Raw genomic sequence first — 10,224 nt, 5'->3', positions numbered from 1 at the left:
AGTTATAATCCCATATTGACTGCGGTCATGCTTCGCCCCTACAAACATATTTGCACTCATTGAGATGCACGCCTTTCTGGCGATTTAAATATTACATATAGCTATTCTCAGATGAGGTATGACTATAAATTGAGTTCTTAGGTGCATAACTTACTATGTAATAAATTTTAAAAGGGCCCAAGCCCAACAACATATAGCCTTTCTCAAAAAGATGAGGTACTATGTGGCATAGGGCATAGGGCATAGGGCATAGGGCATAGGTCATAGGGCATAGGGCATACCTCACTTTTTTGAGAACCGCTATACCTCATCTTTGGCTCATTATAAAAAAAATGCAACAATAGAATTGTTGGGGTTTGTTTCGCCTACCCAATGTGTAGGGTGCGTCGCTATGATATTGTCGATTAATTTTAGGGATTGTTCGTGGCGATGCACCCTACAAATACTCTGGCAATTTAAATATTACATATTTATAGGGTTTAGAAAAAACTTGCTATAATAGAATATTTGAGGTTTTTCGTCTGCCCAATGTGTAAGGTGCGTCGCTATGATATTGTCGATTAATTTTAGGGATTGTTCGTGGCGATGCACCCTACAAATACTGTTGAGTGATTTTGGGTAAATGGTATTACTAGCTGTTTGATGGGCCGATCGCACTTTTTTAAAGAATGGTTAAGATTGCGGATGTGTAGTTCTGCTTTGGTTAAGCTATATTGACTGGTTTTTACTCATCAGCTTCGCAGGTAAAGCACAATCAGCAATATTCTAGTTAACCATAGTCGGGAGACAAGCAGTCATGGCAGAAATTGATGTTCTTGTAAAAAGTTTGTGGGAACTTGATGAGGATCAGCTAGCGGTACAAATTGGCGATCGCGCTCAAGCTATTGAGGATGATGCGGCTGGACTTGGAACCAGAGGTATAGATCCAGCTTCCCTGGATTCTATTGATGTGAATGTGGCGGCTAGAGCATCGATCGATCCCAGGCTCCTACAAGCTGGCCAGCGGCTGTTCGATCGCGTAAATCCGTTAGTTTACGATCTGATGTGCAAACCGCTCTTAAACGATCCGCAGACTCAGAAAATCCTGGATGAAGCGATCGACCAAAATTACACTAAAGCTGCTGGGATGTTAGCTCCTATTCTGATCTCGGGAGTGGGACTTGCTCCTGCTGTTGCTACTCTCGTCGCTACGTTGATTGTCAAAAAGATTGCCAATTATAGCGCTACTGCAATTTGTGACACTTGGAAGCAAAACCTGCCCAAACCCACAAGCTGAGCGATAAATGGAACTTCTTCCGCAAGCGGAGGAAGTTCTGTTCGAGGTTTGATGAACTCGATCGCGCTCACACCTCAAGCCATTTGTTCGCGGGTTTGGCGATCAACAATTCCGTCTGGCTTCAAACCTTTTTTCTGCTGAAATTCCTTGGCGGCTGTATCTGTTCCCGGCCCAAATTCACCATCAACCCCAACTTCAACGCCAGCTTTTTTCAAGCCTTCCTGAAGCTTGATGACATCCGAGCCTTCCATTCTCGGCATCGCCAACCGCAATGTTCTGGGGTTGTCATCCCACGGCGCTTTAGCAAACCCTTGAGCGGGCGATCGATTAAGTGCATCCTCGGTTTGGGAACCAAAGCCGCCATCCTCGCCAATCTGTGCATCAGGGTTGTTCTGATTCCAAAGCGATCGAACCTGTTTGATCGTGAGGACTTTAATCCTCAGAAAAAGAAGGACTGAAGTCCGAACGATCGAACCTGTTTGTTCGTTGGTGGCTAGACAATGTAGGGAGAGTCGATCGCCTTGGCGCGATTAATTGCTACCAACGTCTGGTAAATTAAAGCCGAAATCTCAGCGCGGGTGATGTCTCGCTGCCCAGATAGCCGATCGCGCGCCGGATAGTTTACTACAATCTTCAAAGCTGTTGCTGTGGCTGCGGCACTTAAAGCAAAATTAGGAATTTGATTGCGATCGCTGTAAACTTTCAAAAGATCGGGATTGCCGCCCTTAAGTTCCAAACCGTTAACCAAAGATACGATCGCCTCTGTCTTCGTCAAATTCTGGTTCGGGCCAAACTTCAACCCCGGAAACCCGGACAAAAACCCCGCCCGATTCGCCCGTTCGATCGCACTTCTGGCCCAAAAACTCGCCGAAACATCGATAAAATTTGTCGCCGGCGCCTTCGGAATCGGACTAAATGCACTCACCAACAGCGCCGCATATTGAGCGCGATTTAAACTGTTATCAGGCCCGAAAGAACCATCAGGAAACCCACTAATTATATTCGCCGCAGCCAAAGCTTCAATAAACTTTTCTGCCCAATGTCCAGAAATATCGCTGAACCTAGAACCGCCGATATTCGGATTGCCGCCGCCCTTTCTCACCGCAGCTTGCACAGCTTTAAAAGCATTCACTTTCCCGTAACCAAACCAATCGCTGCGGCGGCTCGTAACATCGTAATTTCCCAGGCGATTTCCCAACTGCGGATCGGCATCGGCATCGACAATTTTGTCAGCCGTTTGTTCGAGAATTCCCCGCACTTCCCGCGCTGTCAAGCGAGGGTTAGCAGATAGCACTAAACCTACTACTCCAGCGACTACTGGAGTAGCGCTAGAAGTGCCACCAAAGCTATCGGTATAGTCCCCCGAGTCGTAGCCGGCAACCCCGACGCGATCGGCAGCAAACACCCCCAAACCTGGCAAATACTCCGACACCTCCGGCGCAGTCGCAATAAATCCGGTTTCTGGTAGCCAGGTTCCCGGCGGCGCGTTGTTGCTGGGCGCGCAAACCGAGATGCTGGTGCCCCAATTGCTGTAGGCTGCTTTTTTGTTGAGGGAAGTAGAAGCAGACACCGCAATTACATCGGGGTGTACGGCAAATCCTGTTAGCCAATTAGTTTTGCCGCCCACAACGTTATTCGGCCAGCCTTTCTCGTCCACAGTCCCGTTAACGGGGCGGTTGGCATTCCCCGCAGCAAACAAAATCACGCAGCCTCTACCGCCGCGCCCTTGGGTTGCTGCTTTGGTGATGGCGGCGCTTTGGCGCAGGGAAAGCGGATAGTAAACTGCCCCTGGGCCCCAACTGCAAGAAATGACGGCGGCGTTTTTGTCAATTGCCCAATTAAAGATTTTTTCGATCGACTCGTCATCGAGAAAACCCGTGGTACGGATGGGCATCAGGGCGCATCCGGGGGCGACGCCGACAGTGCCTTTGCCGTTTTCTTCCGCAGCGGCGACACCGGCGCAACTTGTTCCGTGGTTGTCCGATTCAGCAACCGGCATCGGGGAAGTGTCGCCGTCTTTAAAATCGATGGGCGAGACGATTTTGCCTTGGCCTTGAAAATCGGGGTGCGTCAGATCGACTGAATCGTCGGCGATCGCAATTACGATCGATCGCACGCCGCGAGTTATATCCCAAGCTGGTTCTGCATAAATTTGAGCGCCGCTGACAACTCCGTCACCGCCTTTGTTATTGAGATACCACTGTTTGGGATAAAGCGGATCGCGGGGTGTATAATGCTGCTGAGTTTCTAGTATAATATTAGGTTCCGCCACCAAAACTTCTGGATATCTTGTCAGGCGGTTGGCAATTTTAATCGGGTTTTCGGTTGCTTGTTTGGTGACTTCACAGACGAAGGTGTTGGGAATGCCTTCGACTGGCCGGATTATTGTTAAATTTGCTGCATTGGCGATCGACTTTCGCGATTCTTCGTTTACTTGTTCGTCAAATTGAATAGTAATTCGATCGGTTAAATAAAAGAATGTACTCGGATTATTTGCCGGACAATAAACGTGGCTAGCAAAAGCTACAGCATCGCTGGCGCGGGCGGCTTGCATTGCTGCATCTAGGTTGGACGGCGCCACTAGATATTCTTCGAGATTACTTTGTCCGACGCGGCGGTTAAGTTTTGCCTGATTTGTTGCAGCCCAATTGTTTGATGTCGATGCTGTCGCTGACGGACGGACTGTAAAGCGGTTGGGAACTTTTGACAGCAACAATTCATCGCCGCCGCGCTGCAAAATCACTGCCAGACTTGCTTCGGGAACTCCGATACCTTGATAGTTTTCGAGAGTGGCGGACGTGGGTTTGCTTGGTTGTACCATCAGAAATATTCCTGTTGAATTTGAGAGAGAAGACGCTTGCGGTTGAAACCGCGTCTATACAGACAAAACCCACTCGCCTGCGGGTTGAAGAGACCAGGCGGTTTCAACTACCGTCTTATCTTATCTCCATCAGTCGGCGTCCGGCTGACATCGTTTGTATAGATGCGGTTGAAACCGCCATCTTATCTTCAACCTGCGTCGGCAGGTTTTGTATTTGTAGACGCGGTTTCAACCGCCGTATTCGTTCTTTATGGCGGTTGAAACCGCCATCTTATCTTCAACCTGCGTCGGCAGGTTTTGTCTTTGTAGGCGCGGTTTCAACCGCCGTATTCGTTCTGACATCGTTTATGTAGACGTGGTTGAAACCGCCATCTTATCTTCAACCTGCGGAGGCAAGTTTTGTCTTTGTAGGCGCGGTTTCAACCGCCGTATTCGTTCTTATACGAGCTCTTCTCTCAAATAAACACGCTAGGATTAATATTAAAGAATTCTCCCAGCGCCTTAGCTTGCGCCTTGCTAATCGCCCGTTTGCCATTAACCACCTCAGAGACTACTCCTTTGGAACCAATCACGCCGACTAAATCGGCTTGTTTGAGTTCGCGAATTTCCATGAGATGTAACAGAACATCTTGGGGAGTCGCTTCTGGAATTGGGTAATATTTTGATTCGTATTCTTCGATCAACAGCCCCCAGAGACTCAGTAAAGTTTCTTCTTCTAGTGTTAATTCTTCCTTAGACATCAGAAAATCGACTTCTGCGAGGGCAAGATCGTTATCTTCTTCGTTCAGGATGGGCTTAGGCTGCGATTTCGCCAGCAGTTGACCGTAGACTATTTTCTCGATTGTGATATTCATGGTTCATTTTATTGTTAAATTGGACATGGCTCTGAAGTATAAGGTGGGTGTTTATTTCTCGGCATCATGCTTTTAACCATTGGGTGAATGTTTGTTTTGTATTTGTTGATTCCATTAGGCAATCTCCACGGATTCCCCGCTATATCTAGCTGGATTTTAATTTATTTTAATTTTGACTTCATCTTCATTGTCCCAGTTAATTTTGCTATATTCGGCATGAGTTAAGAATTTCTTAAAATATATAATTTTGCTTTTGTATTTAACTTGTACAATTAATCTATACCTATTATGTTTAATATTAAATATGGTATATCCATAGACTTGATCGACCGATTTGGAATATTCCTGTCGGATATCTTCTAGTGATTCCCAATCGTTGTCTTTGATGAGCTTGTACCATGATTCGATCGCACTCTGGGCATCTGCGTAGGGTTCGATCGCACTCAGAAGATTTTTGCGAGAAATTAGTCTCATTCGGGTACCGTTTTTTAAACGACACCTTTATGTTCTCACAACGAGAACCGCCTGTCAAGTCTCTACTTGAATTTTTCCAAAAGAGCCTTTTGCCCGATCGATCGCACCCTTTGACATTTGAACAAAATTGGTTTACACTTAGCCGGTTGCGATCGCCAATGGTAAGATCGGCTCAAGCTAAATATCTTTTTAAAGCGCCGAGGCGCAAAGTAATTTCATGGTATACTCTGGAACTGTTTGCTGGCTTCGCTTCACTGCCCGGATGACGATCGGGGCGATCGCAGTTTTGACCCTGTGGCAACCGCTCCAAGCCCAAGCACAACAACCTTCTCGACCAGATAGCCGATCGCAAGTCGAACCCGCCGACGACCCCACAGACCCCAACAACCTCCGCCCTGTCACCCCAGATAGCAGCGTACTCAGCATTGCCGGAGGTCAGCGTTTGATGACAGAAGCCAGTGGTGCTATTTCCAGTCAAAATTACACACTGGCGGCTCAAAAACTCCAAGAATCCCGCCAAATTTTCAATCAACTCTCCAACTTCTACCAGCAACTGGGCAGCAGTTTTGCCGGAATAGACATCCGGTTGGCCGACAGCAACCGCACCAAAGCTGTGGAAACAGCCCAAATGCGCGACGAAGCTACCTACCGGCTGGCGTTGGTACACCGCGCACAAAATAAGCCGGAACTGGCTGTTCCCCTATTAATTCAGATTATTCGATCGCAACAGCCAACTCGCGACTTGGGTAAAAAAGCTTACCAGCAGTTACTGGAATTGGGCTTTGTGGATGCCCCCTATCCCCGGCCTGCTGCAACTCAACCGCGATCGTCTAACAAATAGTTCCAGTAAAATACTCAATACAGCCCTTTATCACAAATACCAATGGTTACACCGTCTCAAGTAGCAGAAATGATTAAGGCAGAGTTGCCCGACGCTAAGATACAAGTTGACGATTTGACCGGCGGTGGCGACCACTACCAGGCGAGAGTAGTCTCTGCCGCCTTTGAAGGGAAAAGCCGAGTCAAGCAGCACCAACTGGTTTACGGAGCTCTCAAACAGGCAATGGCTAGTGAAGCTATCCACGCTTTGGCGTTGGAAACCTTAACTCCGGCAGAATGGGCAGCCAAAAGTGAAGTTGCTTAGTTTTTCAGTGACAATTAAAAATTTTCAAACAATATTAGGAGCTACCATGAGTACAGCACACGAAAGAATTGATGAATTGGTTAAGCAAAACAAAATCATGGTGTTCATGAAGGGCAATAAGTTAATGCCCCAGTGCGGTTTCTCTAACACTGTGGTGCAAATTCTCAATACGATGGGAGTGCCTTACGAAACTGTTGATGTTTTGGCAGACCAAGAAATTCGTCAAGGCGTTAAAGAGTATTCCAACTGGCCGACAATTCCCCAAGTTTATATCAACGGCGAGTTTCTTGGCGGCTCGGATATTCTGATCGAGATGTATCAAAAGGGCGAATTGCAAGAAGTTGTAGAAGTCGCTTTGGCTTCTTAAACAATTGACAGTTGACAGTTGACAGTTGACAGTTGGCAGTAAAGTGTGAAGCGTGAGGTTTTTTTATGGGGATTTAAACTCCACTCCCCCACGCCACATTCCTGAAGTGGGGGAGTTAAACCCGCTAGCGGACAATTAATTGCCCGCTGTTTAAAATCAGACAGAACAAACATATCCCCGACTTCTTCAAGAAGCCGGGGATCTAATAGCAACCGGGTTTTACGTTGAATTAGGTTGATTTATAGCAGAAGCAAGAAGGAAGAAGGAAAAAGCAGGAAATCACAAATAACCAATTCCCAATTCCCGATGCTCGATGCCCGATGCCCGATGCCCAAATAATCAGCGGGTTTATTCAACCAAATTTGGTATTTAATAGTAGTCTGATTCAGCTTGTGTCTGTGTCTGTGGCATTTCAAAATTGGAAGGATCGTGAATGTAACGCGCTGCTTCTTCCTCTAATCTGTGAATCAGATAGGGTTCCAGGCTGTTACAATGTCGCAGGGCTGCGAGGTAGCCGTCTAAGTAAAGCCGCAGGTCATCGAAACGATAACCTCTATTCCACATTTCGACGAGGGCGTCGGTGAGTTTTTGGTAGTGCCGGATTGTTTGGGTATCTTGTAGCATGGTCTGAGTTTGAAATCCTTTGTGGTGTATAATGACGGCGGGATATAGGAACTGCCCGGATTCATACTGAGCTTGCTCAGAAGAGAGGCGATCGCTAAATAAAAGCTTTTACCCTGCTCAACAGGCTACCCTCCATAAAAAATTTCACTCGCTGCTATGCAGTGGCTCGAATCTTTCGCGCGCACCTAGATAATTCACCGTGCGTTTAATAGAATCGGGATGTTGCTGAATTTGGCGATCGAACTGAGTGAGTGTTCCGGCTACCGAGCGAACGGTTGCACGAATTTTAGTTGCAGTTACACGATTTGTCAACTTCCTGGGAGTGGATACCCTGTCGGGCGGTTCGGTCAAAGCAGGCGGCTGGGTCATAGGCTCGATCGGCTGTAAGCTATCTTATTTTCATTGTAAGCTCACTGCCAGAATGATTTAACCATTCTGCCGGCTGAAGATCGCAACTTGACCAAATCTTTAAAATTACTACCCTCGGTTTCCGACTTTAAATGCAGCTCATGCTTGAGTAGCCGTGGTTACAAAACCTTGACAAAAGCTCTGTTAACCTGGTAGCAATTAGTGATAAGGGAAGCTCGCCGTTGTGGGATCTGCAAGTATTTCAATTGTTGAAGGAAATCCGCACCTGCGATCGCTCTTGGGCTGGCATCTACAGCAAGTCGGTCACTGGGTGCACCAATCAGCGGATATCAGTCACGCTAGGGAAATATTTTTCAGCCGCCAGCCAACCCTAGTCATTCTTGATGCCCAACTGCCGGATGGGGACGGTTTGGAATTTTGCCGCTGGCTCCAACAGCAGCAGCAATCGCTGATTTTAATGCTGTCGGCGCGGAATTCTGAAGCGGATATTGTCGAAGGTTTGAAGTCTGGGGCCGACGATTACCTGACTAAACCGTTTGGGATGCAAGAATTTATGGCCAGGGTGGAAGCCCTGATGCGCCGCAACCGCACCATGGTACCGCCCGCGATGCTGGAGTGCGGGCGGCTGAAAATTGACTTGGTACAGCGCCGAGTCAGGCTGCATGAGGAACACATCGAGTTGACTCCCCAGGAATTCAGCTTGCTGTACGTGCTGGCTCAGGCTGGAGGAGTGCCTCTGTCGCGCTCCGATTTGCTGCGTCGGGCGTGGCCTGATGCGATTGACAACCCGCGCACGATCGACACTCACGTACTTTCTCTGCGTAAAAAAATCGAAATCGATCCGCGACAGCCGAATCTCATTCAAACTGTGCGGAATGTCGGCTACCGCCTAAATCTGGAATTGTTGAATGCGAATCAACAAAATTCACCCGTATTCGGTGCTGCGACATCTGAAACTATCATTAGCCGATAAATCTGATTTTAGGTTGAGAATTGATGTGCGATCGCATCTGTTCTCGCGGCCATAATAAAATCATTGCGGTGCAGTCCCGAAATCGAGTGAGTCCACCAAGTAACGGTAACTTTGCCCCACTCGGTTAACAGTGCGGGGTGATGCCCTTCAGTTTCTGCTGCTTCGCCTACGCTATTTGTAAAGGCGATCGCACTTTTAAAATCCGGGAATTTGTAGGTGCGCTCTAACTGGGGAACACCAGTTTTTTCAATCAAATTCCATTCGGGGATTTGAGGCTTAAGTTGGACAATTTCGTAAGCCGTGACGCGGGGAGAGTTTGGGAGGCAGGCGGCACATTTTTCTTGCAATAGTGTGGGCATAAATTGCTTTTTAGTTCGATGATAGTTTTCTGGGTATTCTATTAGGATTAAGCTAAAGGTACATAACTAATGCGATCTAGATATTCATCATCATCAGCCGCTTCTGCAATTAATACTAAATCAGCAATCACTTGACCAACATCTGCTTGACGGCGAAGTACCAAAATTCCTGGTAAATGATGACCTGTGCTTAAATGATCTGCCAAGTGAAATGGCATTGAGCGGCGGTTCTTAGTAATGAGTAAAAAACCATTTTTTTCACACCAAACTATAATTTCTGGATCTAGTGTACCTCTAGGTGGAACACCTGAATCGCCAACCGTGTGGATAATTAAATTTGGTAGATGACGCAATAGCTGTTCGCGATACAAGGACGGCATATTTTCATCTATAAGGTACTGAATTGCCATTTATTGTGCTGCTGCCAGATTCGCATCTCCTTCTGCTTTTAACTTCCGAAGCCGTAAGACAACAGGCGGAGGATTTTTATCGTGTTCTGCCTGTGCTTTTAGAGTGTACTCTAACCAATCTTCTACATACTTTTCTACAATTTCTGGATTTTGTAGATAGTAAAAAATTGTAGCGTAAATTTGCTCTAAAGTTACTGTGGGAAACAGCTCTGCTATGACTTCTGGTGATTTCTTACCATAAATGTATTCATCGAGAATATCCTCGATCCCAATGCGGGTCTCTTTAATGCGAATATCATCACCCGCCCAAAAATCAAAATAGTCTTTTAATTGTTTTGGTTTCTTGACTACAGTTACTTCTACATTTTTACTCATGGTCTCTGGCTCGCTATCGAACTCTTACCAATTTTAATTATAGCACGATAGTTGTGCGTCAGCCTGATGTAAATAAATGTTCGATCGCCCTTTTTTCCCTATACTCATGAAAAGAGCGATCGCACGGGTGCATCTCAATGCAAGCGAATATATCCGTAGGGGCGAAGCATGACCTCCG

The 10,224-nt window shown here is 46.8% G+C and carries 14 protein-coding genes; 5 read left to right on the top strand and 9 right to left on the bottom strand.

Annotated features, from left to right (window positions below; genetic code table 11):
* The first annotated feature begins 796 nt into the window (after nt 1–796).
* A complete protein-coding gene (locus QT974_RS24305) occupies nt 797–1,276 on the top strand; it encodes a hypothetical protein (protein ID WP_333470978.1) in 480 nt (159 codons plus the stop codon).
* 74 nt (nt 1,277–1,350) lie between these two features.
* Here QT974_RS24305 and QT974_RS24300 read toward each other — a convergent pair whose 3' ends face one another.
* The 4 genes from QT974_RS24300 to QT974_RS24285 form a co-directional block, all read right to left on the bottom strand.
* A complete protein-coding gene (locus QT974_RS24300) occupies nt 1,351–1,536 on the bottom strand; it encodes a peptidoglycan-binding domain-containing protein (RefSeq protein WP_333470977.1) in 186 nt (61 codons plus the stop codon).
* Between the two features lie 233 nt (nt 1,537–1,769).
* The gene (locus QT974_RS24295) at nt 1,770–4,097 is read right to left on the bottom strand and encodes a S8 family serine peptidase (RefSeq protein ID WP_333470976.1); all 2,328 of its coding nucleotides are present in this window, start codon (nt 4,095–4,097) and stop codon (nt 1,770–1,772) included.
* Between the two features lie 455 nt (nt 4,098–4,552).
* Nucleotides 4,553–4,951 carry a helix-turn-helix domain-containing protein gene (locus QT974_RS24290; protein WP_333470975.1) on the bottom strand — a complete coding sequence of 133 codons (399 nt, stop codon included), beginning with the start codon at nt 4,949–4,951 and terminating at the stop codon, nt 4,553–4,555.
* A gap of 156 nt (nt 4,952–5,107) precedes the next feature.
* Nucleotides 5,108–5,425: a type II toxin-antitoxin system HigB family toxin gene (locus QT974_RS24285; RefSeq protein WP_333470974.1), complete on the bottom strand. Its 318-nt coding sequence runs from the start codon at nt 5,423–5,425 to the stop codon at nt 5,108–5,110.
* Nucleotides 5,426–5,642: 217 nt separating this feature from the next.
* Between QT974_RS24285 and QT974_RS24280 the strand changes: the two genes are divergently transcribed.
* From QT974_RS24280 to grxD, 3 genes are read left to right on the top strand one after another with little or no spacing between them, the layout of a single operon-like run.
* A complete protein-coding gene (locus tag QT974_RS24280; RefSeq protein ID WP_333470973.1) occupies nt 5,643–6,266 on the top strand; it encodes a hypothetical protein in 624 nt (207 codons plus the stop codon).
* Between the two features lie 42 nt (nt 6,267–6,308).
* The gene (locus QT974_RS24275) at nt 6,309–6,569 is read left to right on the top strand and encodes a BolA family protein (protein WP_293150780.1); all 261 of its coding nucleotides are present in this window, start codon (nt 6,309–6,311) and stop codon (nt 6,567–6,569) included.
* A gap of 46 nt (nt 6,570–6,615) precedes the next feature.
* Nucleotides 6,616–6,936 carry a Grx4 family monothiol glutaredoxin gene (gene grxD / locus QT974_RS24270; RefSeq protein WP_293175924.1) on the top strand — a complete coding sequence of 107 codons (321 nt, stop codon included), beginning with the start codon at nt 6,616–6,618 and terminating at the stop codon, nt 6,934–6,936.
* A gap of 369 nt (nt 6,937–7,305) precedes the next feature.
* On the opposite strand, the gene QT974_RS24265 is transcribed toward grxD, so the two are convergent.
* Both QT974_RS24265 and QT974_RS24260 read right to left on the bottom strand, forming a co-directional pair.
* Nucleotides 7,306–7,560, bottom strand: a complete 255-nt coding sequence (locus QT974_RS24265; protein ID WP_293250926.1) for a DUF6761 family protein — start codon at nt 7,558–7,560, stop codon at nt 7,306–7,308.
* Between the two features lie 144 nt (nt 7,561–7,704).
* Nucleotides 7,705–7,929, bottom strand: coding sequence for a hypothetical protein (locus QT974_RS24260; protein WP_333470972.1), 225 nt, complete (start codon nt 7,927–7,929; stop codon nt 7,705–7,707).
* 223 nt (nt 7,930–8,152) lie between these two features.
* Between QT974_RS24260 and QT974_RS24255 the strand changes: the two genes are divergently transcribed.
* Nucleotides 8,153–8,902: a response regulator transcription factor gene (locus QT974_RS24255; RefSeq protein WP_333470971.1), complete on the top strand. Its 750-nt coding sequence runs from the start codon at nt 8,153–8,155 to the stop codon at nt 8,900–8,902.
* Nucleotides 8,903–8,910: 8 nt separating this feature from the next.
* Here the strand turns inward: QT974_RS24255 and QT974_RS24250 are convergent, their stop codons facing one another.
* From QT974_RS24250 to QT974_RS24240, 3 genes are read right to left on the bottom strand one after another with little or no spacing between them, the layout of a single operon-like run.
* Nucleotides 8,911–9,261 (bottom strand): 4a-hydroxytetrahydrobiopterin dehydratase, encoded by a 351-nt coding sequence (locus QT974_RS24250; protein WP_333470970.1) that lies wholly within the window; start codon nt 9,259–9,261, stop codon nt 8,911–8,913.
* A 47-nt stretch (nt 9,262–9,308) separates the two neighbouring features.
* Nucleotides 9,309–9,671, bottom strand: a complete 363-nt coding sequence (locus tag QT974_RS24245; RefSeq protein WP_293175914.1) for a DUF5615 family PIN-like protein — start codon at nt 9,669–9,671, stop codon at nt 9,309–9,311.
* Nucleotides 9,672–10,046 carry a DUF433 domain-containing protein gene (locus tag QT974_RS24240; RefSeq protein ID WP_333470969.1) on the bottom strand — a complete coding sequence of 125 codons (375 nt, stop codon included), beginning with the start codon at nt 10,044–10,046 and terminating at the stop codon, nt 9,672–9,674.
* Nucleotides 10,047–10,224 lie beyond the last annotated feature (178 nt).

This window comes from Microcoleus sp. BM001215392 (assembly GCF_036700185.1).
Lineage (GTDB): Bacteria > Cyanobacteriota > Cyanobacteriia > Cyanobacteriales > Microcoleaceae > Microcoleus.
The sequence above is the reverse complement of the archived record's forward strand: the minus strand, read 5'-3'. Positions and strand labels throughout refer to the sequence as shown.

Bases quoted from the DNA above. Each gene is read 5' to 3' on its own strand.
- QT974_RS24295 (WP_333470976.1), bottom strand. From the start codon at position 4,097: ATGGTACAACCAAGCAAACCCACGTCCGCCACTCTCGAAAACTATCAA.
- QT974_RS24285 (WP_333470974.1), bottom strand. From the start codon at position 5,425: ATGAGACTAATTTCTCGCAAAAATCTTCTGAGTGCGATCGAACCCTAC.
- QT974_RS24245 (WP_293175914.1), bottom strand. From the start codon at position 9,671: ATGGCAATTCAGTACCTTATAGATGAAAATATGCCGTCCTTGTATCGC.
- QT974_RS24275 (WP_293150780.1), top strand. From the start codon at position 6,309: ATGGTTACACCGTCTCAAGTAGCAGAAATGATTAAGGCAGAGTTGCCC.
- QT974_RS24250 (WP_333470970.1), bottom strand. From the start codon at position 9,261: ATGCCCACACTATTGCAAGAAAAATGTGCCGCCTGCCTCCCAAACTCT.
- QT974_RS24265 (WP_293250926.1), bottom strand. From the start codon at position 7,560: ATGCTACAAGATACCCAAACAATCCGGCACTACCAAAAACTCACCGAC.
- QT974_RS24240 (WP_333470969.1), bottom strand. From the start codon at position 10,046: ATGAGTAAAAATGTAGAAGTAACTGTAGTCAAGAAACCAAAACAATTA.
- grxD (WP_293175924.1), top strand. From the start codon at position 6,616: ATGAGTACAGCACACGAAAGAATTGATGAATTGGTTAAGCAAAACAAA.
- QT974_RS24305 (WP_333470978.1), top strand. From the start codon at position 797: ATGGCAGAAATTGATGTTCTTGTAAAAAGTTTGTGGGAACTTGATGAG.
- QT974_RS24290 (WP_333470975.1), bottom strand. From the start codon at position 4,951: ATGAATATCACAATCGAGAAAATAGTCTACGGTCAACTGCTGGCGAAA.
- QT974_RS24280 (WP_333470973.1), top strand. From the start codon at position 5,643: ATGGTATACTCTGGAACTGTTTGCTGGCTTCGCTTCACTGCCCGGATG.
- QT974_RS24300 (WP_333470977.1), bottom strand. From the start codon at position 1,536: ATGCCGAGAATGGAAGGCTCGGATGTCATCAAGCTTCAGGAAGGCTTG.
- QT974_RS24260 (WP_333470972.1), bottom strand. From the start codon at position 7,929: ATGACCCAGCCGCCTGCTTTGACCGAACCGCCCGACAGGGTATCCACT.